20 protein-coding genes and 1 tRNA gene are annotated in these 23,462 nt (G+C 66.5%); 10 read left to right on the forward strand and 11 right to left on the reverse strand.

Annotation, left to right across the window (positions count from 1 at the left end; genetic code table 11):
* Positions 1-38: 38 nt before the first annotated feature.
* The 4 genes from EAH84_RS00525 to EAH84_RS16180 all read left to right on the forward strand — a co-directional run bounded on the left by EAH84_RS00525 (position 39) and on the right by EAH84_RS16180 (position 6,084).
* A complete protein-coding gene (locus tag EAH84_RS00525; RefSeq protein ID WP_140866114.1) occupies positions 39-1,217 on the forward strand; it encodes an acetyl-CoA C-acyltransferase in 1,179 nt (392 codons plus the stop codon).
* Between the two features lie 76 nt (positions 1,218-1,293).
* A complete protein-coding gene (locus EAH84_RS00530) occupies positions 1,294-1,776 on the forward strand; it encodes a pyridoxamine 5'-phosphate oxidase family protein (RefSeq protein WP_140866117.1) in 483 nt (160 codons plus the stop codon).
* Between the two features lie 217 nt (positions 1,777-1,993).
* Positions 1,994-4,519 (forward strand): hypothetical protein, encoded by a 2,526-nt coding sequence (locus EAH84_RS16175; RefSeq protein WP_206663916.1) that lies wholly within the window; start codon positions 1,994-1,996, stop codon positions 4,517-4,519.
* Positions 4,408-6,084, forward strand: a complete 1,677-nt coding sequence (locus EAH84_RS16180) for an Eco57I restriction-modification methylase domain-containing protein (protein WP_206663917.1) — start codon at positions 4,408-4,410, stop codon at positions 6,082-6,084. The genes EAH84_RS16175 and EAH84_RS16180 overlap by 112 nt, the downstream gene beginning before the upstream one ends.
* 87 nt (positions 6,085-6,171) lie before the next feature.
* Here the strand turns inward: EAH84_RS16180 and pyrC are convergent, their stop codons facing one another.
* Positions 6,172-7,209 (reverse strand): dihydroorotase, encoded by a 1,038-nt coding sequence (pyrC, locus tag EAH84_RS00540; RefSeq protein WP_140866120.1) that lies wholly within the window; start codon positions 7,207-7,209, stop codon positions 6,172-6,174.
* An 85-nt stretch (positions 7,210-7,294) separates the two neighbouring features.
* Here pyrC and EAH84_RS00545 point away from each other — a divergent pair, with 85 nt between their 5' ends.
* Entirely contained in the window at positions 7,295-8,014 is a 720-nt protein-coding gene (locus EAH84_RS00545) for a YgfZ/GcvT domain-containing protein (RefSeq protein ID WP_140866123.1), read from the forward strand.
* An 11-nt stretch (positions 8,015-8,025) separates the two neighbouring features.
* On the opposite strand, the gene EAH84_RS00550 is transcribed toward EAH84_RS00545, so the two are convergent.
* Together EAH84_RS00550 and EAH84_RS00555 are read right to left on the reverse strand one after the other, a co-directional pair.
* Positions 8,026-10,221, reverse strand: coding sequence for a M3 family metallopeptidase (locus tag EAH84_RS00550; RefSeq protein WP_206663918.1), 2,196 nt, complete (start codon positions 10,219-10,221; stop codon positions 8,026-8,028).
* Between the two features lie 57 nt (positions 10,222-10,278).
* Entirely contained in the window at positions 10,279-12,093 is a 1,815-nt protein-coding gene (locus tag EAH84_RS00555) for an ABCB family ABC transporter ATP-binding protein/permease (RefSeq protein WP_194150339.1), read from the reverse strand.
* A gap of 97 nt (positions 12,094-12,190) precedes the next feature.
* Here EAH84_RS00555 and EAH84_RS00560 point away from each other — a divergent pair, with 97 nt between their 5' ends.
* Entirely contained in the window at positions 12,191-12,421 is a 231-nt protein-coding gene (locus tag EAH84_RS00560) for a hypothetical protein (RefSeq protein ID WP_140866126.1), read from the forward strand.
* Between the two features lie 4 nt (positions 12,422-12,425).
* Here EAH84_RS00560 and EAH84_RS00565 read toward each other — a convergent pair whose 3' ends face one another.
* The 5 genes from EAH84_RS00565 to crtY form a co-directional block, all read right to left on the reverse strand.
* Complete coding sequence (locus EAH84_RS00565) at positions 12,426-13,379, reverse strand: phytoene/squalene synthase family protein (protein WP_140866129.1); 954 nt, start codon at positions 13,377-13,379, stop codon at positions 12,426-12,428.
* 103 nt (positions 13,380-13,482) lie between these two features.
* On the reverse strand, positions 13,483-14,064 hold the full coding sequence (locus EAH84_RS00570; RefSeq protein WP_140866132.1) for a TIGR00730 family Rossman fold protein: 582 nt from the start codon (positions 14,062-14,064) through the stop codon (positions 13,483-13,485).
* Between the two features lie 65 nt (positions 14,065-14,129).
* A complete protein-coding gene (locus tag EAH84_RS00575; protein ID WP_170209827.1) occupies positions 14,130-14,597 on the reverse strand; it encodes a hypothetical protein in 468 nt (155 codons plus the stop codon).
* A gap of 191 nt (positions 14,598-14,788) precedes the next feature.
* Entirely contained in the window at positions 14,789-16,267 is a 1,479-nt protein-coding gene (locus tag EAH84_RS00580) for a phytoene desaturase (RefSeq protein WP_140866135.1), read from the reverse strand.
* Entirely contained in the window at positions 16,264-17,427 is a 1,164-nt protein-coding gene (crtY, locus tag EAH84_RS00585) for a lycopene beta-cyclase CrtY (RefSeq protein WP_140866138.1), read from the reverse strand. The genes EAH84_RS00580 and crtY overlap by 4 nt, the downstream gene beginning before the upstream one ends.
* 74 nt (positions 17,428-17,501) lie before the next feature.
* Between crtY and EAH84_RS00590 the strand changes: the two genes are divergently transcribed.
* Entirely contained in the window at positions 17,502-18,029 is a 528-nt protein-coding gene (locus EAH84_RS00590) for a GNAT family N-acetyltransferase (protein WP_140866141.1), read from the forward strand.
* Between the two features lie 76 nt (positions 18,030-18,105).
* Positions 18,106-19,911, forward strand: a complete 1,806-nt coding sequence (locus EAH84_RS00595; protein WP_140866144.1) for an aminopeptidase P family protein — start codon at positions 18,106-18,108, stop codon at positions 19,909-19,911.
* 35 nt (positions 19,912-19,946) lie between these two features.
* On the opposite strand, the gene EAH84_RS00600 is transcribed toward EAH84_RS00595, so the two are convergent.
* Positions 19,947-20,135, reverse strand: a complete 189-nt coding sequence (locus EAH84_RS00600; RefSeq protein WP_140866147.1) for a hypothetical protein — start codon at positions 20,133-20,135, stop codon at positions 19,947-19,949.
* Positions 20,136-20,214: 79 nt separating this feature from the next.
* On the opposite strand from EAH84_RS00600, the gene EAH84_RS00605 reads away from it, so the two are divergent.
* Together EAH84_RS00605 and EAH84_RS00610 are read left to right on the forward strand one after the other, a co-directional pair.
* Positions 20,215-20,289: transfer RNA gene (locus tag EAH84_RS00605), tRNA-Thr, on the forward strand.
* Between the two features lie 277 nt (positions 20,290-20,566).
* Positions 20,567-20,944 carry a Rieske (2Fe-2S) protein gene (locus tag EAH84_RS00610; RefSeq protein WP_140866150.1) on the forward strand — a complete coding sequence of 126 codons (378 nt, stop codon included), beginning with the start codon at positions 20,567-20,569 and terminating at the stop codon, positions 20,942-20,944.
* Positions 20,945-21,185: 241 nt separating this feature from the next.
* Here the strand turns inward: EAH84_RS00610 and EAH84_RS00615 are convergent, their stop codons facing one another.
* Positions 21,186-22,346, reverse strand: a complete 1,161-nt coding sequence (locus tag EAH84_RS00615) for an alpha-hydroxy-acid oxidizing protein (RefSeq protein WP_140866153.1) — start codon at positions 22,344-22,346, stop codon at positions 21,186-21,188.
* A 163-nt stretch (positions 22,347-22,509) separates the two neighbouring features.
* A complete protein-coding gene (locus EAH84_RS00620; RefSeq protein WP_140866156.1) occupies positions 22,510-23,382 on the reverse strand; it encodes a DUF4167 domain-containing protein in 873 nt (290 codons plus the stop codon).
* Positions 23,383-23,462 lie beyond the last annotated feature (80 nt).

Consider the following 23,462-nt stretch of genomic DNA (forward strand, 5'->3'; position numbering starts at 1 on the left):
CGCACGCGGGAGGGGGGCAAGAAGTTAGGACCCACCCCATGCGCTCAGCCGTCATCGTTTCCACCGCCCGCACCCCGATCGGCCGCGCCTATCGCGGGGCGTTCAACAACCTGCCCTCCCCCACCCTCGCGAGCCACGCGATCAAGGCCGCGGTGGAACGCGCGAAAATCGACGGTGCCGAGGTCCAGGATGTCGTGATCGGTTCCGCGCTCCAGCAGGGGCATCAGGCGGGCAATATCGCGCGTACCTCGCTGCTCCGCGCCGGGCTGCCGACCAGCGTGTCGGGGATGTCGGTCGACCGCCAGTGCGCGTCGGGCCTGATGGCGATCGCCACCGCGGCGAAGGAGATCATCGTCGACAACATGGATGTCGCGATCGGCGGCGGGGTCGATTCGATCAGCCTGGTCCAGACCCCGCAGATGCGCGTCGCGCCCGATCCCGAGCTGCTCGCGATGCAGCCCAACATCTACATGCCGATGCTCCAGACCGCGGAGATCGTCGGCAAGCGCTACAATATCAGCCGCGATGCGATGGACGACTATGGCTATCAGTCGCAGATGCGCACCGCCGCCGCGCAGGCCGCGGGCAAGTTCGACGACGAGATCGTGCCCGTCACCGCGACGATGGCGATCGTGAACAAGGACACCAAGGAGGTCACCTACAAGGAGGTGACGCTGAGCAAGGACGAGGGTAACCGGCCCGATACCACGCTCGAAGGCCTGAAATCGTTGAAGCCCGTCGTCGGGCCCGACGGCACGATCACCGCAGGCAACGCCAGCCAGCTGTCCGACGGCGCGTCGGCCAGCGTGCTGATGGAAGCATCGCTCGCCGAAAAGCGCGGGCTGACCCCACTCGGCCGTTATGTCGGCATGGCAGTCGCGGGCACCGATCCCGACGAGATGGGGATCGGCCCGGTCTTCGCGATCCCCAAGCTGCTCGAGCGCAACGGCCTCAAGATGGACGACATCGGGTTGTGGGAGCTCAACGAAGCGTTCGCGGTGCAGGTGCTGTATTGCCGCGACAAGCTCGGCATCCCGGATGAGTTGCTCAACGTCAACGGCGGCTCGATCTCGATCGGCCACCCCTATGGCATGACCGGCGCGCGCTGCACCGGCCATGCGCTGATCGAAGGCAAGCGCCGCGGCGCCAAATACGTCGTTGTGACGATGTGCGTCGGCGGCGGCATGGGCGCGGCGGGGCTGTTCGAGGTTTTGTGAGGGCGCGTGGCGGGGGTGGTCGCAACCAACCCCCGCCGGCATCGTTCTTCTATCAACGTTTCATGGGAGAACAAGAATGGCCAATGACACCCCGCAGCACGTCGCCGAGACGTTCCTGGCGAAGCTCAAGGACAGCCCGTTCGTGATGATCGGCCTCGCAGACAGCGACGCGCATCACGAGCCGATGACCGCGCAACTCGACGACGATCGGCCCAACACGCTGTTCTTCTTCGCGGGCAAGGACAACCGGATTGCGGGCGGCGGGCCCGCGACGGCGCATTTCGCGGCCAAGGGGCATGATTTCTTCGCGTGCCTCGATGGCGACGTCAGCGTCGACAACGACCGGGCGCAGATCGACAAGCTGTGGAACAAGCAGGTCGAGGCCTGGTTTCCGGGCGGCAAGACCGACCCCAATCTGACGCTGCTGCGGTTCGACATCGACAGCGCCGAGCTGTGGGAAACCGATATTTCGCTGTCGGGCCGCGTCAAGATGTTGTTCGGGGGCACGATCACGGCAGACGAATCGAGCAGCCATGCGGTGGTGGATTCGGTCGCCTAACGCGGCAAGACGCCCCACCCGAGCGCCCTCGCATCCGGCATGCCAGCATAGGCTGGCATGCCGGGCCGGGTTGGAACGCCAACCCAACGTCGGCGCCTTGGTCGCGGCCATTCGACGAAAGGCGTAACCCGCCTTGCCCGGACGGCGTGCCCCCCGCTAAGCTGCGCGCTCACATCGGTGGGATTCATGACGATCGCCGGTCAAGATTGGTGCGCGCATGAATGATCCGAGCCTGTTTACGTCCGGCGCGCTGTTTACCCAGGACTATCTGTCGCAGGGTATCGCGGACACCGCCCAGTATCGCGCGGTCGATCCCGCCGCCGCCCGAGCGGCGCTTGCCGAGATTCTGGCGGGCTTTCCGCATGCCAGCAAACCCAACGAGGCGACCACCGAAGCCGATGTGATCTGGCCCATCCTGGGGGTGCTGGGCTGGACCGACTATCTCACCCAGCAGAATCTGTCCGCCACCGGGCGCGTCGACGTGCCCGACGGCCTGTTGTTCATCGACGCGCCGGCGAAGGCCACTGCGAACGGGCATCCGCAAGAGTGGCTGCGCTACCAATTCGGCGCGGCGGTCATCGAAAGCAAACGCTGGGGCCGCGCGCTCGACCGGGCCGAGGGCAAGACCGAAAAGGACACGCCCTCGACCCAGTTGCTGCGCTATCTCCGGCGCATCGACGACCTGACCAACGGCGAGCTGCGCTGGGGTATTCTTACCAACGGCAGCAAGTGGCGGCTGTATTTTTCGGGCGCTCGATCGACCATCGACGACTATCTCGAACTGGACCTGGCGCGCATCATGCGGCTCGACCCCGATTTGCTCGATACCGGGGTCGGCGACCAGGAGCGCGACCATTGGCTGGCGGTGTTCATCGCGATGTTCGCGCGCACCGCGTTCGAGCGACCGAGTGCGAAGGCCCCCAGCTTTCACGATACCGCGCGCCGCGACGCCGCGTTTTACGAAGAACGCGTCGCCAAGAGCCTGTCCGACCTCGTGTTCACCCGGCTTTATCCAGCGCTTGGCAAGGCGGTCGCGCGCGCCGCGCCCGCCGCCACCGATCTGGACGACGTCCGCCAAGCGACGCTGATCCTGCTCTATCGGTTGCTGTTCGTGCTGTACGCCGAGGACCGGGGGCTGTTGCCGGTGCGCGACAAACGCTTCGACGATTATGCGCTGCGTGACCGGCGGCTGGAAATCGGGCGGCGCAAGGACGGCGGCGACGTGTTCTCGTCGGTCGCGAAGAATATCTGGAATCACTTCGCCAACCTTGCCGACATGATCGACCTGGGCGACGCATCGGTGGGGTTGCCGCCGTATAACGGCGGGCTGTTCAACGCCGACAAGACGCCGTTGTTGAAGGCGATCGCGCTCGGCGACGACGTGATGGCCGACGCGATCGATATCCTGTCGTTCGAGCAACACGGCGGGCGGCGGCGCTATATCAATTATCGCGATCTGTCGGTGCAGCAACTCGGGTCGATCTACGAACGCCTGCTCGAATTCGAGCTGGTCCGCGACGCGGCGGGCGCGGTCGCGATCCGCCCCAATATCTTCGCGCGCAAGAATTCGGGCAGCTATTACACCCCCGACGACCTGGTGCTGCTGATCCTCGACGAGACGCTCGAACCGCTGATCACCGACGCGCTCGACGCCTTCAAGGCCGAACTGGCGCGGTCGAAGGCGGGCGACAGCGAGGATTATCGCATCGCGCAACTGCAAAAGGTCGATCCGGCCAAGGCGATCACGCGGCTGCGCATTTGCGATCCCGCGATGGGCTCGGGCCATTTTCTGGTCAGTCTGGTCGATCGGCTGACCAACCACACGCTGGTCGCGATCGACGAAGCGCGCACGCTTGCCCGCGACACCGCGGCGCTCGATTACGAATCGCCGGTAGCCGAGGAAATCCGCAAGGTCCGCGCGACCATCCGCCACAATGCCGAGGATGCCCGCTGGAGCGTCAGCGAAGAGCAACTGGACGACCCCCAATTGGTCAAGCGCATGGTGTTGAAGCGCTGCGTCTATGGCGCCGACAAGAACCCGATGGCGGTCGAACTGGCGAAGGTGTCGTTGTGGCTCCACACCTTCACGGTCGGCGCGCCGCTCAGCTTCATCGACCATCATCTCGCGGCGGGCGACAGCCTGTTCGGCTTGTGGGTGCGCGATGCGATCGACAAGGCGGGCAAGGGCGGCGAACTGCTCTATGTCGAGGAACTGCGCAACGCGGAGCGCCAGGCCGCGGTCATGCAGCGGATCGAGGCGCTGACGGACGCCGAAATCGCCGAAGCCAAAAACTCCGCCGATATGTGGCATGAAGTCGAGGCGCAGACCGGGCCGCTCGACGGCTTCGTCAGCTTCATGCACGCGCTCGACTGGCTCGACCTGAAGGGGCCGGACAAGGCGCTGGTCAGCCTATGGCTCGACGGTCAATTCGGCGAACCGATCCCGATCGCGCGCGGGCGCAAGGCCCCCGAAGCGTACCGCGCCAAGCCCGACGAGGCGGAACGGTTCCTCGCGATCTGGACCGCGGCACGCGCGCTGATCGGCGAAGAGCGCTTCCTCAACTGGCAAATCACCTTTCCCGGCGTGTGGAGCAATTGGGCGAGCAAGGGCCGCGAAGGCGGTTCGACGCGGTGGTCGGCAACCCGCCGTGGGACCGGATCAAGCTGCAACAGGTCGAATGGTTCGCGGCGCGACGGCCCGATATCGCCAAGGCGCAGCGCGCCTCCGATCGCAAGACCATGATCAAGGCGCTGGACACGGCGGGCGACCCGCTGTTCGCCGATTACGAAACGGCGGATCGGCGCGCCGCCGACACGCTGCGCATCGCGCGCAAGTCCGGCCATTACCCGTTGCTCAGCCGCGGCGACATCAACCTCTACAGCCTGTTCGTCGAACGCGCGCATGCGCTGGTGCGACCCGGCGGCATGGTCGGTCTGTTGACACCCAGCGGCATTGCATCGGACCTGTCGGCGTCCGAATTTTTCCGCAAGGTGGCGACCGGCAGCCATTTGAAGGCGCTCTACGATTTCGAGAACAAAAAGGTGTTCTTTCCCGACGTCCATGCCAGTTTCAAATTCTCCGTTATCGTGTTCAGCCCTGCCCGGACATTCCCCGCTGCGAATTGCGCGTTTTATCTTCACGCCGTCGATGAACGGAAGAATACCGACCAAGCCTTTCCGATCACCGCCGCGGACTTCGGGCGGGTCAATCCGAACACCGGGACCGCGCCGATCTTCCGCACCCGCCGCGACATGGCGTTGACCACCGCGATCTACGATCGCCTGCCCGTGCTGGTGGACAGATCCGGCCCCGCCCCCGTCGCGGCATGGCCGGTCAAATATGCCACGATGTTCCATATGACCAACGACAGCCACCTGTTCCGTACCAAGGTCGAACTGGAGGAAGCGGAGGGCGCATGGCCGATCGGTGGTAATCGCTGGCAGTCCAAGGCTGGCGAGTGGGTACAGCTTTACGAAGGCAAAATGGTACAGGCGTTCGATCATCGCGCCGCCAGCGTCGTTGTAAATCCAGAAAACCTGAACCGCCCCGCCCAACCGCTAGCCGCCTCGCCGGCGCAGTCATCAGATGCCGCGTGGCTGGCGGACCCGCAATTCTGGATTCAACCGCCGCCCGGACTTGCACGGCATCCTTATGCGTTGGGCTTCAAGGACGTCACGGCTCCGACCAATGTTCGCACGATGATCGCCGCGATCACGCCAAGCGGTGCGGCGGGCAACACGTTGCCGTTGATCGACCTGACACCCGACATTGGAACGCCCGATCCTGCCAAGCTGGCGCTGTTCGCCGGGAACCTGAATGCGACGGTCTATGATTTTGTCGCCCGGCAAAAGGTGCAAGGCCAGCATCTGAACTGGTTCATCGTCGAACAACTCCCTGTCATCCCGCCCGTCGCTTATACCCGCCTGTTCGGCGCCAAGTCCGCCGCCGAGATCGTCAAGGCGGCGGTGCTCGAACTCACCTACACCGCGCACGACATGGCCCCGTTCGCGCGCGATATGGGGCACGTCGACGCGGCGGGCGAGGTGCTGCCGCCGTTCGTCTGGGACGACGAGCGCCGCCTGCACCTGCGCGCCAAGCTCGATGCGCTCTATTTCATCCTGTACGGTGTCTATGATCCCGCGGACCCCGCCGCCGGTCGCGACGATATCCGCTACATCTATTCGACCTTCCCGATCGTGGAGCGGCAGGAAACCGCGGCCTATGGTTTCTATCGCAGCCGCGACCTCGCGCTCGCCTACATCAACACCCTGGTCGCGGGCCAACCCGACGCCGCGGTCGCGGGATGACGCGGCGGCAATGCAGTCGATGACGATCGTCGCTCTACCGCCGGTCCCTTCAACGGCAATCGCCCGTCCGGGTAAAGCCAGCGCGCGCTAGTCGACCAGTCGCCAGCCGAGCGTCTCGCCCGCATGGAACGGCACGACCTCGGTCTCGCCCGATCCGATCGCTGTCGGCACCACCGTCGGCGCGCGCTCGAACGTCACGGTGCCGTCATTGAGGGGGAGCCCGTAGAAGCGCGCGCCATGCTCCGAGGCAAAGCCTTCGAACCGGTCGAGCGCGCCCTCTTCGTCGAACACTTCAAGATAGCTTTCGAGCGCGAACGGCGCGTTGAAGATCCCCGCGCACCCGCAATCGCTTTCCTTGGCACCGCGCGCATGCGGCGCGCTGTCGGTGCCGAGGAAGAACCGCGGCGATCCCGACGTCGCGGCGCGGCGCAGCGCCAGCCGATGCGCCTCGCGCTTGGCGACGGGCAGGCAATAGGCGTGCGGGCGGATGCCACCGTCGAACATCGCGTTGCGGTTGATGTGGAGATGGTGCGGGGTGATTGTCGCCGCCATCATATCGTCTCCCGCTGCGACGAACGCCGCCGCCTGTTCGGTGGTGATGTGTTCGAGGACGATGCGCAGTTCGGGGAAGTCGCGCCGCAGCGGCACGAGCACGCGGTCGATGAACACCGCCTCGCGATCGAAAATGTCGACCGCGCGGTCGGTCACCTCGCCATGGATCAGCAGCGGCATCCCCGTGCGCTGCATCGCTTCGAACACCGGGCGGATCGCGCTGAGATCGGTGACGCCATGCGCCGAATTCGTCGTCGCATTGGCGGGATAGAGCTTACACGCGGCAAATACGCCCTGCTCATAGCCGTCGATGATCGCCGCGGCGTCCGCGGTATCGGTCAGGTAACACGTCATCAGCGGGGTGAACCGCCGCCCGGAGGGCAACGCCGCGACGATCCGATCGCGATACGCGCGCGCCATCGCCGCGGTCGTCACCGGCGGCGCAAGATTGGGCATCACGATCGCACGCCCGAATTGCCGCGCCGTAGCGTCCGCGACCGCGGCGAGCATCGCGCCATCGCGCAGGTGGACATGCCAATCATCGGGGGTGCGGATCGTCAGGCGCTGGGTCATCGCGCCGACCTAGCGGCGGCGGCGCGGTTCCGCCAGACCGGGGGCGACCAGTTGGGTTTCGCGCGCCGCACCCTATCTCGGGCGGATGACTGAAACCGGAACCCAGCTCACCGATCGGGCCATCCTGCGGCTGGCGGGCGACGAGGTGCGCGCTTTTCTCCAGGGGCTCGTGACCACCGACGTCGCGGCGCTGACCCCCGCGGCGCCGCAATGGGCCGGGCTGCTGACCCCGCAGGGGAAGGCCTTGTTCGATTTCATGCTGTGGGCCGATGGCGATGCGGTGCTGATCGACGCCGAAGCGGACCAGGCCGACATCCTCGCGCGGCGGCTGTCGATGTACCGGCTGCGCCGCGCGATCACGATCGAGCCGAGCCCCGCCGCGGTCCACTGGTCGCCGGTTGCGGACGCCGACGCGCGCGATCACGACCCCCGCCTGCCCGCGCTCGGTCGCCGTTGGCTCGGCGACCCGGGCGACCCCGCCACCGGCTGGCACGCCCACCGCTTGTCGTTCGGCGTCACCGAGGGGGTCGGCGAGCTCGGATCGGGGGAAACGCTCTGGCTCGAATGCAACGCGCGCGAACTCGGCGGCGTGAGCTTCACCAAGGGCTGTTATGTCGGGCAGGAGAACACCGCGCGGATGCACCACCGCGCCAAGGTCAACCGCCGCCTCGTCGTCGCGCCGCTCGGCGAACCCGGCGCCCGTACCCGCGCGCGCTACCCCGATCTCGCGCTCACGGTCGAACTCCGCCGCGTCGAGGCGCTCGGCGATGCGCTGATTCCCGATTGGCTCGCCGCGGCCCTGTGAAGGCCGATCGCTTAGTCGTCCTTTTTTCGGGCTGATCGGCTGGGGCCGTCCTCGGCAATCCGCGATCCGTCGGCGTTGAGGCCCAGGCTCTTGAGCAACGGTGCGACCTGGGGGTCGGCGCCGTAGAACGCGCGGAACATCGGGGCGTAATCCTCGGTATGCCCCTTCGACAGGATCATGTCGCGGAAGCGCTGGCCATTGGCGCGGGTGAGGCCGCCATGGTCCTCGAACCAGTCATACGCGTTTTCGTCGAGCATCTTGGTCCAGATGTACGCATAATAGCCCGCCGAATAGCCGTTCGCCCAGATGTGGCGAAAATAGCTGGTGCGATAACGCGGGGGCACGTCGCGGGTATCGAGCCCGGTCGCGGCGAGTGCCTTCTTCTCGAAGGCGTCGACGTCTTGCTTGCCGTCCGCTGCGGTCAGCGAATGCCAGCTCATGTCGAGCTCCGCTGCGGTCAGCGTCTCGCCGAACGAATAGCCGGTGTCGAAGGCCGACGCACGCTTGATCTTGTCGACCAGCGATTGAGGGATAACCTCGCCCGTCTTGTAGTTGACCGCATAGTGCGGGAGAATCTTGGGATCGAGCGCCCAATGTTCGTTGAATTGCGAGGGGAATTCGACGAAATCGCGCGCCACGCTGGTGCCCGACACGCTCGGATAGGCCTGGTCCGCGAACAGGCCGTGGAGCGCGTGGCCGAATTCATGGAACATCGTGGTCACGTCGTCGAAGGTGATGAGCGCAGGCTGGCCCGCCGCGGGCTTGGTGAAATTCGCGACGTTGTAGATCACGGGCGATGTGCCCAGCAGTTTCGACTGGCCGACCAGGTTCGACATCCACGCGCCGCCGGATTTATTGTCGCGCTTCCAATAGTCGAAATACATCAGGCCGAGATGGCTGCCGTCGGCGTCGAACACCTCATACGTCATCACGTCGGGCTGCCAGACGGGAAGGTCGGTGCGGCGCTTGAACGTCACCCCGTAGAGCTGGTTGGCGGCGTAGAAGACGCCATCGCTGAGTACCTTTTGGATCTCGAAATAGGGTTTCAATTCGTCCTGGTTGAGGTCGTATTTCGCCTTTCTGAGCTGTTCGGAATAGAAATTCCAGTCCGCGGGCGTGACAGCGAAGTCGCCGCCCTGCTGCTTGATGAGCTGGGTGAGGTCCGCGGCCTCGCGGCGCTGTTCAACCGCCACCGGGCGGCCAAGCTGCTGCATGAAGCCCAAGGCGGTGCCCGGCGTCTTGGCCATCTGGTTCTGGAGAACATAGTCGGCCCAGGTGCCGAAGCCCAACAGCTTCGCCTTTTGCGCGCGAAGCAGCGCGAGCTCGGCGATGTCGGCGCGGGTGTCGTTGGCATCGCCCTTTTCGCTGCGAGTCCAGCTGGCGTCGAACAGCGCCTGGCGGGTTGCACGATCCTTGATCTCGGCGAGCGCGGGCTGCTGCGTCGTGTTCTGCAACGGCAGGAGGTATTTGCCGGCGAGCCCGCGCTCCTTCGCAGCGGCGGCGGCGGCGGCGATCTCGGCGTCGGTCATGCCGGCGAGCTTCGCCTGGTCATCGACGACGAGCGCCCCCGCCTTGGTCCCCGCCAGCAACTTCTGCTGGAAATCGGTCTCCAGGGTCGAGAGCTGGCTATTGAGCTTCGACAGCTGCACCTTGTCTGCGGGCGACAGATTCGCGCCCGCGCGCACCATATTCTCATAGGTCAGCTGGAGCACCATCGCCTGTTCGGGATCGAGCTTCAGCGCGGCGCGCTTGTCGTAGAGCGCACCGACCCGCGCAAAGAGCTTGGGATCGAGGTTGATCGCGTCGGCATGCGCGGCGAATTTCGGTGCGAGCGCCTTTTCGGCGGCCTGGAGCGTGTCATTGGTGTTGGCACCCGTCACCGCGCTGAACGCGTTGTTGGCGCGATCGAGCATCCGGCCCGAGCGTTCGAGCGCCGCGATCGTGTTGTCGAAGGTGGGCGCAGCCTTGGTCGCGTCGATCGCGCGGACTTCGGCGAGCTGTCGCGCCATCCCCGCTTCGATCGCGGGCTGGTAGTCGGTGTCCTTGATCTTGTCGAACGGCGGCGCCTCGAACGGCAGCGTGCTCGGCTTGGCGAACGGGTTGGTCGCGAGGTTGGCGGATATGGCTTTCTGGCCCTGCTGGGCGGTGGCGGTCATGGGAAGGATGGCGACCAGCGCGGTCGCGGCGAGCAGGAGGGTGCGTGTCATGACGGCGGTCCTAGCAAAGCGTGGCTGGATTGGCGATGAACCGGGTTATGGCCGCATTTATTCCGCGGCAAGCGCCTCTTCGCGCTCGCGGGCCTGGCGTGCCCACATGTCGGCGTAGAGCCCACGGTGGCGGAGCAGTTCGGCATGGCTGCCGCGTTCGGCGATCCGCCCGGCGTCGAGCACGACGATCTGATCGGCATCGACGACGGTCGACAGCCGGTGCGCGATGACGATCGTGGTGCGGTCGCGCTCGATCGCCTCGAGCGTGTCGAGGATGTCGGCCTCGGTCCGGCTATCGAGCGCGCTGGTCGCCTCGTCGAGGATCAACACGGGGGGGTTCTTGAGCAAGGTGCGCGCGATCGCGACGCGTTGCTTCTCGCCGCCCGACAGTTTCAGCCCGCGTTCGCCGACGCGGGTGGCATAGCCGTCAGTCTGGCGTTCGATGAACCCCGCGATCGCCGCACCCTGCGCGGCGCGTTCGATCTCGGGCTGGCCCGCGCCCTCGCGACCATAGGCGATGTTGTAGCCGATCGTGTCGTTGAACAGCACGGTGTCCTGGGGCACGATCCCGATCGCGGCGCGGAGCGACGCTTGCGTCACCTGCGCGATATCCTGATCGTCGATCGTGATCCGGCCGCCGGTCAGGTCGTAGAAGCGGTACATCAGCCGCGCGAGGGTGGACTTGCCCGCGCCCGAGGGACCGACCACCGCGAGCGTCGATCCCGGCGCGATCTCGAGGTCGATCCCCTTCAGGATATCGCGCCCCGGCTCGTAGCCGAAGCGGACGTCCTCGAACCGGACGTGCCCGCGCGGCACGCTCAGCACGGTGGCGTCGGGCGCATCGACGATCGTCGCGGGGGTATCGACCAGGTCAAACATCGCGCCCATGTCGATCACGCCCTGGCGGATCGTGCGATAGACCATGCCGAGCAGGTCCAACGGGCGGAACAGCTGCGCGAGCAACGTCGACACGAACACGACATTGCCCGCAGTGAAGCGCCCCTGGCTCCACCCATAGACGATATAGGCCATCCCGCCCGCCATCATCAGGTTGGTGATCGTCGCCTGACCGACGTTGAGCCACGCGAGCGAGTTTTCGGAGCGCACCGCCGCGGTGGCATAGGCGGATACCGCCTGGTCGTAGCGCCGCGCCTCGCGCTCCTCGGCGCCGAAGTATTTGACCGTTTCGAAATTGAGCAGCGAATCGACCGCGTGCGCGACCGCGCCGGTGTCGAGGTCGTTCATCTCGGCGCGCAACGCGGTGCGCCAGTCGGTGACCATCCGGGTGAACCAGATATAGACCACGACCATCGTCAGCGTCGCGGCGACCAAGGGCCAGCCGAACTTGGTCCAGAACAGCCCCACCACCATGCCGAGTTCGAGGATCGTCGGCGCGATGTTGAACAGGAGAAAATACAGCATCGTGTCGATGCTTTTGGTGCCGCGTTCGATCACCTTGGTCACCGCGCCGGTGCGCCGCGAGAGATGGAAGTCGAGCCCGAGCGCGTGGAGATGGCGGAACACCTGCGACGCCAGCCGCCGGGTCGCGTCCTGGCCGACACGTTCGAACACGGTGTTGCGCAAATTGTCGAACAGCGTCGTGCCGAGCCGCGCGGCGGCATAGCCGACGACGAGCAGCACGATCAGCATCGTCGCAGATCGGTCGCCAGAAGCCATGCCGTCGACCGCACCCTGCAACGCGAACGGCGCGCCATAGACCTGGACGAGCTTCGAACACAGCACGAGCAGCAGCGACACGACGATCCGCAGCTTCAACCCGGTCTCGCCCGCGGGCCAGAGATAGGGGAGGAAGCGACGCAGGGTCGGCAGCATCGGTTTATCGAGGCGGGGCGGGGCGATATCGGGGGGCATCCACGCTGCCATGTAGGGAGGCGCGGCGCCGCCGCAAAGCGCGCACATGGAACCTAATCGACGCCCCAGCGATTAAACCGCCTGAGTGGAGGGTGTTATGGAACCGTTGTTCTTCGTCATGGCGATCATGGGCTGCGGGGACGGCAACGTCCAGTGCACCCAGGCGCGCGTGGTGCCGGTTCGGTATCAGAGCATGGCGCAATGCCGCGCCGCGCTGCCCTATCAGCTCGCCAAGAATACCGACGTAGATTATCCGATGATCGGTGCCGCGTGCCAGCGGCACGGTGCCGAATATGCCAAGAATGCGGTCGGAACGCCGCGGAGCTGAGGTGTTACTGCTTGGGTCGGGTCCACAGCGACGCGGGCCGGGTAACCGAACCATATCGACTTGACCGTCGGCGCGCATCGCGGGCGCCCGCGGCGATGAAACCGACTTTCTGGAGCGGCGAGGTGGTAACGCGATGGTCCCACGCCTGCGCGCCGCGCGCCGCGACGCTCCGCCCGATCGCGCCGTAGATCGACGCCGCCGACAGCACCGCCCACGCCGCGCGGAACGAGAGCTTGGGGGTGCCGCCGCGCGCGCTCGCCTCGAATTCGGCGGCGCGATCGGTCAGGCGGCGCGCGAGCGTGACCAGCCCGGTGCGGAACGGCGGCTTCATGTGCTGGCCGGGGGGCATGTCCATCTCGACCAGCCAGTCGACCGGCAAATAGCACCGGCCCGCGCGGTCATCCTCTTCGATGTCGCGCGCGATATTGGCGAGCTGGAACGCCATGCCGAGGTCGCACGCGCGATCGAGCGTCACTTCGTCGGCGGGATCGACCCCCATCACCACCGCCATCATGCACCCGACCGCGCCCGCGACATGGTAGCAATAGCGGTAGAGATCGGCCTCCGAGCGCGGGCGCCAGTCGTCGGCGTCGAGCCGGAAGCCCTCGATCAAATCATGTGCGAAGCGATGCGGCAGCCGGGTTTCCGCGGCGACGATCCGCAGCGCGTCGAACGCGGGGTCGCCGACGATGTCGCCGCGCAACGCGGTATCGGTCATCGCGGCGATCTCATCGATCCGTGCGGGGGCATCGGTGACGGGAGTCATCGCGTGGCCGTGATCCTGCCCGTCGACGATATCGTCGCAACGTCGGCACCAGGCGTAGAGCAGCCACGCGCGTTCACGGGTGTCGCGGTCAAACAACCGGCTGGCGGCGGCGAAGCTTTTGGAGCCGCGCGCGATGGATTCGCGCGCGGTCGCGACGATGGCTGCGCGGATGGGGGCGGGCGGGTCGCTCACCCTTGTACCGTGCGTGCTGAGCCTGTCGAAGCACGTGCAGCCACACCGCGCTCGACACGTCCTTCGGCAAGCTCAGGACGAACGGACGAACGCGGTGGCACGACTACAGGTCCGCCGCCTTCATCCGGACAATCGGCTGGGTGGGCACGTGCGCGGCCATCGCATCGAGCAGCGTGTCGAGCGTGTCGGCGACGATCAGCAGGTCGCGGTGCTGCGCGCGGACGAACCCGACCTCGCCCATCTTGTCCCAGAACGCGATCAGATGATCGTAATAGCCCGCGACGTTGAGCAGCCCGACCGGATCGGCATGGTAACCGAGCTGTGCCCAGCTGAGCGCCTCCCACAATTCGTCCATGGTCCCGGTGCCGCCGGGGATGGTGACGAACCCGTCGGACAAATCGGTGAACGCCTGTTTGCGCTGGTGCATGCCTGTTACGGTGTGGAGTTCGGTCAGCCCGCGGTGCGCGACCTCGGCATCGACCAGCGCCTGCGGGATCACCCCGATCACCTCGCCCCCCGCAGCGAGCGCGCTGTCGGCGACCGCGCCCATCAGCCCCAATCGCCCGCCGCCATAGACGACGCCGATCCCGCGTTCGGCGAGCGTGCGTCCGACGAGGCGGGCGGTGTCGATGTAGACGGGGTCCGCGGGGGTGGCGGAGCCGCAATAGATGGCGAGACGCTTCATCCGCGCAGCGCTAGGCGATGCCCGGATCGGCGACAAGCCGCGATCCCGTCAGCAATAGCGGGCCGTCAGCAATAGAGGCCGGTGACATCCTGTTTGAGGCCGTGGAGCCGGACCACCTTGCCCTCGATCGCGGTCGGCACCGCGATCAGACGCATCCAGCGCCGCGCGCCCGACGCGGTGCCGATCTCGGCATCGAGCGTGAAACCGCGGCAGTGGCGGATCGCGTGGCAGCGCAGCCGCTCCATCGCCGCGCGGCTCGCCTCGCGATACAGGCCGAGCGTGTCGGGGCGGAACAGGGCGATGCGGCGCGGCAGATCGAAGATGTCGTACACCGCGTCGGACCAGCGCAAGGCGTTGTCGGCGAGGTCGCATTCCCACGTGCCGATCGCGCCGAGCACGTCGTTGGCGTGTGCGGGATCGGCCGACACGAACGCTTCGGGTAATTCATCATGGACGACACCCCAGGCGAAGCGCTGGTCCCGTTCGATCATCGGCCAGCTGTGATGAAGCGCCAGGGGTTCGGTGGGTTTCATCGCGTGAGCGTGGCGCGGGAGGGTTAATTTTCGGTGTGAGTGGGCCGAATGATCATAAAATCCTCCCCCGCCAAGGGGAGGTGGGCCGCATAGCGGGTCGGAGGGGGAGGGAGGCGACCAACTATCGGTCTGTGTCCGCCCCCTCCGTCAGCTTCGCTGCCACCTCCCCCTGGCGGGGGAGGATTTCTGGGTCAGCACGCATCCTCGAGCATCAGCGCGGCGGTGGCCTTGGCGCTGCCAACGACGCCGGGGATCCCGGCGCCGGGATGTGTGCCCGCGCCGACGAAATAGAGGTTAGGGATGTGATCGTCGCGGTTGTGGACGCGGAACCACGCGCTTTGGGTGAGCACGGGTTCGAGGCTGAACGCGCTGCCAAGATGCGCGTTGAGATCCTGGCCGAAGTCCTTGGGCGTGTAGCTGAACTTGGTCACGATCCGGTCGTGGATGTCGGGGATCAGGCGGCGCCCGACTTCATCGAGGATGCGCTGTTCGAGAATCGGCCCGATCTCGTCCCAGTCGACCGGGAATTTTCCCATGTGGGGGACGGGGGCGAGCACGTAAAAGGTGCTCATCCCGTCGGGTGCCATCGACGGATCGGTGACGGTCGGGTGGTGGAGATAGAGCGAAAAATCCTGCGCGAGCACGCCGTGGTCGTAGATGTCCTCGAGCAGCCCCTTATAGCGCGGGCCGAACAGGATCATGTGGTGCGGGATGCCAGGCCACGCGCCCTTGACCCCGAAATGGACGACGAACAACGAGGGCGAATAGGATTTGCGTTCGAGCTTCGCCTTGGTCCGCTGCGCGCTGCGCGAGGTGCTGAGCAGGTCGCGATAGGTGTGCATGATGTCGCTATTCGCGGCGACCGCGTCGGCTTGCGCGTGCCAGCCGCTCTGCGTCGTGACCCCGGTCGCGCGATCACCCAGCGTTTCGATGCTGGCGACCGGATCGCCCAGTCGCAGCGTACCGCCGATCCGTTCGAAATGCGTGACCATCCCCGCGACGAGGCGGTTGGTGCCGCCCTTGGCGAACCAGACCCCACCGTCCTTTTCCAGCTTGTGGATCAGCGCGTAGATCGCGCTGGTCGTGAACGGGTTGCCGCCGACCAGCAGCGTGTGGAACGACAATGCCTGGCGGAGTTTCTCGTTCTTGATGTACTTCGCAACGATCGAATAGACCGATCGCCACGCCTGGTATTTGGCGAGCGCGGGGGCGGCCTTGATCATCGAGGCGAAGTCGAGAAACGCGACGTGGCCGAGCTTTTCATAGCCTTCGCGATAGACCCCGGCGGCATAGTCGAGGAACTTGGCGTAGCCGGCGACATCGTCGGGATCGAGCTTTTCGATCTCGCCGCGAAGCACGGGTTCGTCGTTGGTGTAATCGAAATTGGTGCCGTCGGGCCAGTTGAGTCGGTAGAACGGGCTGACCGGGAGCAGCTCGACATCCTCCGCCATGTCGCGCCCGGTCAGCTGCCACAATTCGCGCAGGCAGGCGGGATCGGTGATGACGGTAGGCCCGGCGTCGAAGACGAAGCCGCCGCGTTCCCAATAATAGCCGCGCCCGCCGGGCTTGTCGCGCGATTCGACGATCGTCGTCGCGACGCCTGCCGATTGCAGCCGGATCGCGAGCGCCAGCCCGCCGAAGCCCGCGCCGATGACGATCGCGCTCTTCATGGCCGCATCCCCAGGATCGCGCGCACCGCACGGTGGATGGGAACCGGAGGCTTGCCCATCAGCACCCGCGTCTTGTCGGTCATGGTCGATCGTCCTGCATAGAAGCGGCCTATAAGCGCAGGCCGCAGTCGATAGAAGCGTTGGAGGATACGATAGCGTTCCTCGGGATCGGCGGCACGGAACAGCATCGTGTCGAGCAGCCGGTAGAAGCCGCCGTTCCGCCACGCCGCGGCGGCGATCGCGTGGGTCGCCTCGTGGAGCGAGGCGCCGTCGAAATCGGTCCGCGCGGCGAGCATCGCGGCGGTCCGGATCGCGTCGGGAAGCGAATAGCCGGTGGTGGGATGGAACAGCCCGGCGCGCATTCCGGCCTTGGCGACCTTTGCGCCCCCCGATCGCCAATAGCCCTCGAAATCGCCGCCCATCGCGACCGGCAATACCCCTGATTCCTCGCCCGCCGCCTGCCCGACCTTCCACCCGCGCGCCGCGGCATACGCATGGATTCGCTTGCGGAGCGTTTCGTGGTCGAGATCGGGGGTGTCGCTGTAATAGGTGTCCTCGACGAACATCCGGTCGGCGGCGAACGGCAGGCAGTAAACGAAGCGATAGCCGTCGATCTGCTCGACGGTGGCGTCCATCACCCGCGGATAGGGCGCATCATGGGGTTCCTCGAGCCGCAACTCGCGCCCGACGAATTTCTGCCAGCCCAGATCGAGCAGCGACAGGTTCCCTGTCCCTCGCGCATCGATCACGCCGCGTGCCTCGACGCGGTCGCCATCGCCGAACACCACCGCACGCGGCGACACCCCGATCGCGCGGCGTCCGAGCATCAGCGCGCCCTCGGGAAGCAGCCGCCGGACCTCGGCATCGAGCCGGTCGCTGGTGAGCGAATGATAGCCCGCATCGATCGTGCGTCCATGTGCGGGAAAGGCGACGTCGTAGCGCTGCCAGCTGTGCGCGATCAGCGGCTCGACGATCCAGCGGTTCCGGGGCAGCACGTCGCTGTCGAAGAACGACCAGATGTGATTACCCCCGACGCTGGCGGCGCCGTCGATCAGCCGCAGATCGAGATCAGGATGCCGCGCCTTGATCGCCAGCGCAGCGAGCCCGCCGGCGAGCCCAGCCCCGACGATCGCGACATCGCAAGTGATCGTCGATCCCATGCGCGCGCCTCTAGCGCAAAGCCCGCGACGATAGAACCGCTTTCGCCCCAACCGCACTGCGCTAAGATGTCCCGATGGACATCGCCCCGACCCTGGTCACCGCACGCCTGACGCTGCGCGCGCACCATATCGACGATCTCGACGCGTGCGCCGCACTGTGGGGGGAGCCTGCGGTCTATCGCTACATCGGCGGCAAGCCCCCATCGCGCGAGGAGGTGTGGCACCGTGTCCTGCGCTACATCGGCCATTGGTCCGCGATCGGTTATGGCTATTGGTTGGCGCAGGAGAGCGCGACCGGGCGGCTGGTCGGCGAGTTGGGGGTGATCGACACACGGCGCGATACCGTACCGAGTTTCGCGGGGACACCCGAGGTCGGCTGGGCGCTCTCGGGCTGGGCGCACTGCCAGGGATTCGCGCGCGAAGCGCTCGACGCGGTGCTCGGCTGGATCGATTCGCGGGGCATCGCGCGCACGATGTGCATCATCGATCCCGCCAACGCCCCCTCGATCGGGCTCGCCGAGCGGGTCGGCTACCGGTTCCTGACCGAGGGCGTTTATCGCGACGCGCCGACCCGCCTGTACGAGCGGATTGCGGTGCGCTGACCTGCCGCCGGTTGCCCCGCGGGGGTCGATCCGGCTACCCCGAAAGGCAGTCCCCGCATTGTTCGAAAGGCCCGCCATGTCCCGCTATTCCGATCGCCTCGCCGCGCTGCGCGACCAACTCGCGCGCGACGGGCTCGACGGGTTCGTCGTGCCGCTGACCGACGAACATATGAGCGAATATGTCGGCGGCTATGCGCAGCGGCTGGCGTGGCTGACGGGGTTCGAGGGATCGGCGGGGACCGCGGTGGTGATGGCGGGCGAGGCCGCGATCTTCACCGACGGGCGCTACACGATCCAGGTCCGCGACCAGGTCGATGGCGGCGACTACGCCTATGTCGACGTGCCCGCGCATTCGGTAGCGGGGTGGCTCGGCCGGCACGCCAAGGACGGCGCGCGGATCGGCTATGACGCGTGGCTGCACACCCGCGGGTGGGTGGACGAGGCGCGCGCCGCGCTCGCCGATGTCGGCGCGGAGCTGATCGCGGTCGACGCCAACCCGGTCGATGCGGTGTGGGCCGATCGCCCCGCGCCGTCGAAGGCGCGGCTGGTGGCGTATGACGACGCGCTGGCGGGCCAGAATTCCGCCGCCAAGCGCGCCGACATCGCCGATTGGCTCGGCGAGCAGCGCGCCGACGCGGTGGTGCTGACCGCGCTCGATTCGATCGCCTGGACGCTTAATGTCCGCGGCGCTGACGTCGATCACACGCCGGTCGCGCTTGCCTATGCGATCGTCGGCGCGGATGGCGCGACCGACCTGTTCGTCGATCGGGACAAGATCGACGACAGCGTGACCGCGCATCTGGGCAATTCGGTGCGGATCCACGACCGGAACGCGTTCGCGCCTGCGCTGGCGGGCTATGCGGGCCAGCGCGTCGCCGCCGATCCCGACCGCGCGGTCGCCGCGATCTTCGATGCGCTGGCGGACGGCGGCGCCAAGGTAATCGCGCCGCGCGATCCGGTGGTGCTGGCCAAGGCGATCAAGAACCCGGTCGAGGTGGCGGGCCATGCCGCCGCGAGCGTCCGCGACGGCGCAGCGCTAACGCGCTTCCTGCGCTGGGTCGAGACGACGTGCGGCGACGGCAGCCAGACCGAACTGTCCGCCGCTGCCAAATTGCTCGCATGTCGCCAAGCGACGGGGCAGCTCAAGGACAGTAGTTTTTCGACGATTTCGGCGACCGGGGCGCACGGCGCGATCCCGCATTATCACGTCACCGAGGAATCGAACGCCGCCATCCTGCCGGGCCAGCTTTACCTGATCGATTCGGGCGGGCAATATGCCGACGGCACCACCGACGTGACGCGCGTCATGCCGATCGGCGAGCCCACGCCAGAGATGCGCGACCGCTTCACCCGCGTGCTGAAGGGGCATATCGCGATCGCCACCGCGGTCTTTCCCGACGGCACCGTCGGCGGGCATATCGATTCGTTCGCGCGGCGACCCTTGTGGGAGGCAGGGCTCGATTTCGGCCACGGCACCGGCCACGGCATCGGCAGCTATCTCGCGGTGCATGAGGGGCCGCAGCGGATCGCGGCGCCGAATTATCCGGGTGGCGCGGCGCTCGAGCCACTGCGCGCAGGGATGCTGATCTCGAACGAGCCGGGCTATTACAAGGCGGGCGACTACGGCATCCGGATCGAAAATCTGGTCCACACCGTCGTCGTCGTCGTCCCCGGCGGCGACCCCGACCGCGTCATGCTCGGCTTCGACACGCTGACGCTGGCGCCGATCGAGCGGACGCTGATCGAGTCGGCACTCTTGACCGAGGCCGAGCTGTCATGGCTTAATGCGTATCACGCCAGGGTGACCGAGATACTCGGCCCCGTACTTTCCGGAGAGGATCGGGCATGGTTAGAGTCAAAATGTACGCCCATCGCGCGTTGATCGGCGCGGCGGTAATCGGCTTTTTCTCGGCGAGTTCAGCGCTCGCGTACCGCGCCGCCGGGGCCGCGGTCAGCCTCGGCAGCCTTTTCGCCACCCGCTGACGCCGCCGCATCGACCGCCGCGCCGCCCGCGGCATCACCGCCGCGCGCCTGGGCTTTGCGCCGTCGCAGATTGGCGCGGAGCGCCGCCGCCAGCCGTGCCGCCTTGTCGTCCTTGCTGTCCATTCCCTGGCCCTACCCGGCCCACCCCCGCCTTGACAATGCGACGTGCGTCGTCTCTAGGCCCCCTTCGCCGTTTGGCAGTGCTGCCGTAGCTCAGTGGTAGAGCGCATCCTTGGTAAGGCTGAGGTCGTGAGTTCAATCCTCACCGGCAGCACCATTTTTCAATGACTTAACGGTCATTGATGGCCCTCCGCGGCCGTCAGAGTAATCCCCAACCAATCACTTGGCCTATCCGGCCTGTCGACGGACCGTTCCCATGTCGGGGCGGGGCGAGCCAGAGGGTCTCGTCTGCGCCCCGGCGAACCACACCGGTGCGGCCAGACGTTCACTCGACAGTCTCCTCCTGCTCGCTCTCGCGGCCTCTCTCCGCCGCGATCCAACCGTCCAGCGCCTGGTTCGCCTCTCCCAGCCAGTTGTCCACGTTAGCGTCGCCCATGGCCATCTACCATCCTCAGTTGCTTTTTGCCGCGACTCCTGCCGGCGTCACGCTCGGCCCACTCGACCTGATCCCGGACGGCAAAGCGCTCAATTTCGTGTTGCAGATGAAGGCCGGGCGATTCCACGGCTTCGTCGTGCGCCGCGGCGACGCCGTCCACGGCTATGTCGACCGCTGCCCGCACGCGGGCGTGCCGCTCACTGCGACGCTCGACGATTATCTGACGCCCTCGGGCGAGCTGATCGCGTGCAACTGGCACGGCGCGCTGTTCACGATCGACAGCGGGCTGTGCGTCGGCGGCCCGTGCGGCGGTCAGCGGTTGACGCCCTGGCCGGTCGCGGTGGTGGACGGAACGATAATTACCGCTGCCGCGTAGCGGCCTTCATGGTTGATTCGCGCAAAGGCGGGAAGGCGCGAATAGAAGGAATTTCGCGCAGAGGCGCAGAGGGCGCGGAGGTGTAGTACCTTGGGTTTGAGATACCGACCGCCAGACCTCCTTGAAACGTTTGCTGCCGCGCGATCCGCCGCGCCGCCCGACACCTCTCCGCGTCCTCCGCGCCTCTGCGCGAACCAGCCCTTTTTCTTCGCGTCTTCGCGCCGTCGCGTGAACCGACTTGCTAAACCCGCACCGCCCCCGCCTCGCGCACCTTCGCGATCGTCGGGTAGCCGTTGACCGCCATCATCAGGTCCGCCTCGGCGAGGATGCACTTCAGCACGTGCGCCGCCCCCGCCGCGCCATCGAGCGCCAACCCGTAGCTATACGGCCGCCCCACCCCGACCGCGCGCGCACCCAGCGCCAGCGCCTTGACCACGTCGCTGCCCGACCGAACCCCTGAATCGAACAGCACTGGCATCTCGCCCGCCACCGCGACCACGCCCGGCAGCATGTCGATCGCCGCGATCCCACCATTCGCCTGCCGTCCGCCGTGGTTCGAGACGTAGAGCGCATCCGCGCCGGTATCGATCGCGCGCCGCGCGTCGTCGGGGTGGCAAATGCCCTTCAGCACGATCGGCAATTTGGTGAGCGATTTCAGCCATGCCATGTCATCCCATGTCAGTACCTTGCCGAACAACCGTCCCCACAGCCCGATCGCCTCGGCCATATTCTCCTTCACCGGCTTGCCGAGCAGCCTTTGGAAGACGGGGTCGCCAAAGTAATTCTCGAGCACATGCCCGCGCAGCTGCGGGAAATTGCCGGTGTTGAGATCACGCGGTCGCCAGCCGGTGACCCAGGTATCGAGCGTCACGACGATCGCCTTGTACCCCGCCTTCTCCGCACGCGAGACGAGGCTGGCCGCAAGGTCCTTGTCGCGCGGGGTATAGAGCTGGAAGAAGCCCGGCGTGTCGCCCGACGCCGTCAACACATCCTCCAGCGGATCGTTGGACAGCGTCGATGCGCAGAGCGGCACGCCGGTCGCCGCGGCGGCCTCAGCAGCGGCGATATCGCCATGGCCGTCCTGCGTGCAGATCCCGGTGACCCCGATCGGGCACATGAACAGCGGCGTGGGGAGCGTCATCCCGAACAACTCGATCGACAGGTCGCGCGCCGCGCTGTCGACCATCATCCGCGGCACCATGCCCCAGTGATCGAACGCCGACCGGTTGCGCTCCTGCGTCACTTCGTCGCCGCAGCCCCCCTGGACGTAATTCAGCACATAAGGCGGCATCGCCGCCTCCGCGCGGCGGACCAACGTCGCGAAATCGACCGGCACCTTGGGCACGACACCGCCGAGCCCCGCGCCGTAGATCAGGTTCTGGTAATCGCCGTAATGCGGCATAGGGGCATCCTCTCTCGCGTGGTTGCCGACTTTATGCGCGGTCGGCGCGGTGGATGCCACCATCGGTATAGCGCGGTTCGGGATAGCGGCGCTGACCGCCCCAACGAAAAAGGCCGACCTCCCCGGGGAGGCCGACCTTTTGGTCATCAGCAAATCGCAACGATCATTCCGCGGCGGGCGGCACCTCAGGCGAGGCGCGCACTACGCGGCGGCGACGCGGCCTGGGCTCGTCGTCCGAATCATTGGCAGCGGGCGACCCAAGCGACGGTGGCAGTACGTCCGCAGCAATCGCTGCCGGGGCATCGTCCTGCTCCTTGCGTGGGCGGCCCCGGCGGCGCGGCGCGGGAGCCTCGTCGCTCTGGCTCGTTCCCTCCGGCTCGGCGCTGCGCTGGCTGTTGGCATTCCGGCTCATGCCTTCCTGCGACGACTGCTCGTCACGCACGCCATGTTCGCGACGCGGGCGCTGCGGGCGATCGTCATCCTGGTGGCGGTTCGTGCGCTGACCATCGGCACCGTCGTCGCGCGCGCCATCGTTGCGGCTCACCGCCTCGCGATTGTCGTCGCGATCGCGGCGTGGCCCCCGTGCCGACCGGTCGGCGTCCCGATTATAGTCGCGCGCGCCATCCCGGTTGGTGTCGCGATTGCCGTCGCGCGCATTTTGTTCTCCTGCGCGGGTCGGTTCACCCTCGTTATTGTTGTTGTCGTCGTCGTCGTCGCCGTCGAGATCGAACGGCTGCTGGCGGCGCGGCTGGTTGTTGTCCTCGAACCGGCTGCGCGTGTCGGCCAGCACCCGGAAGTAATGATCCGCATATTGCAGATAATATTCGATGTTGACGCGGTCGCCGCTCATCTGCGCGTCGCGGGCGAGGTTCTTGTACTTTTCGTACAATTGATTAGCATTGCCGCGCGCACGACTGTCGATGCGGTTGCCACTGTCGGTGCGGCCCCCGCCGCCGCTTCCGCCGCCTTGGCGCGGATTGCTGTTGTTGTTGCCGCCCCGACCGCGACGGCGGCCGTTCTGCCGATTGTTGATCAAGCCATTGTCCTTAGCATCAAAACCAAAACTGGCCTTGCTCCCGGTTACACGGTGCAAACCTCCGGGCGTCGGGGCGAGTA

The sequence above is a fragment of the Sphingomonas oligophenolica genome (genome assembly GCF_006438955.1).
Taxonomy (GTDB): Bacteria; Pseudomonadota; Alphaproteobacteria; order Sphingomonadales; family Sphingomonadaceae; genus Sphingomonas; species Sphingomonas oligophenolica_A.

Bases quoted from the DNA above. Each gene is read 5' to 3' on its own strand.
- EAH84_RS00580 (WP_140866135.1), bottom strand. From the start codon at position 16,267: ATGAAGAGCGCGATCGTCATCGGCGCGGGCTTCGGCGGGCTGGCGCTC.
- EAH84_RS00610 (WP_140866150.1), top strand. From the start codon at position 20,567: ATGGCCATCTACCATCCTCAGTTGCTTTTTGCCGCGACTCCTGCCGGC.
- EAH84_RS00595 (WP_140866144.1), top strand. From the start codon at position 18,106: ATGTCCCGCTATTCCGATCGCCTCGCCGCGCTGCGCGACCAACTCGCG.
- EAH84_RS16175 (WP_206663916.1), top strand. From the start codon at position 1,994: ATGAATGATCCGAGCCTGTTTACGTCCGGCGCGCTGTTTACCCAGGAC.
- EAH84_RS00575 (WP_170209827.1), bottom strand. From the start codon at position 14,597: ATGAAACCCACCGAACCCCTGGCGCTTCATCACAGCTGGCCGATGATC.
- EAH84_RS00525 (WP_140866114.1), top strand. From the start codon at position 39: ATGCGCTCAGCCGTCATCGTTTCCACCGCCCGCACCCCGATCGGCCGC.
- EAH84_RS00560 (WP_140866126.1), top strand. From the start codon at position 12,191: ATGGAACCGTTGTTCTTCGTCATGGCGATCATGGGCTGCGGGGACGGC.
- EAH84_RS00550 (WP_206663918.1), bottom strand. From the start codon at position 10,221: ATGACACGCACCCTCCTGCTCGCCGCGACCGCGCTGGTCGCCATCCTT.
- crtY (WP_140866138.1), bottom strand. From the start codon at position 17,427: ATGGGATCGACGATCACTTGCGATGTCGCGATCGTCGGGGCTGGGCTC.
- EAH84_RS00615 (WP_140866153.1), bottom strand. From the start codon at position 22,346: ATGCCGCATTACGGCGATTACCAGAACCTGATCTACGGCGCGGGGCTC.
- EAH84_RS00555 (WP_194150339.1), bottom strand. From the start codon at position 12,093: ATGCCCCCCGATATCGCCCCGCCCCGCCTCGATAAACCGATGCTGCCG.
- pyrC (WP_140866120.1), bottom strand. From the start codon at position 7,209: ATGACCCAGCGCCTGACGATCCGCACCCCCGATGATTGGCATGTCCAC.
- EAH84_RS00590 (WP_140866141.1), top strand. From the start codon at position 17,502: ATGGACATCGCCCCGACCCTGGTCACCGCACGCCTGACGCTGCGCGCG.
- EAH84_RS00600 (WP_140866147.1), bottom strand. From the start codon at position 20,135: ATGGACAGCAAGGACGACAAGGCGGCACGGCTGGCGGCGGCGCTCCGC.
- EAH84_RS00570 (WP_140866132.1), bottom strand. From the start codon at position 14,064: ATGAAGCGTCTCGCCATCTATTGCGGCTCCGCCACCCCCGCGGACCCC.
- EAH84_RS00530 (WP_140866117.1), top strand. From the start codon at position 1,294: ATGGCCAATGACACCCCGCAGCACGTCGCCGAGACGTTCCTGGCGAAG.
- EAH84_RS00545 (WP_140866123.1), top strand. From the start codon at position 7,295: ATGACTGAAACCGGAACCCAGCTCACCGATCGGGCCATCCTGCGGCTG.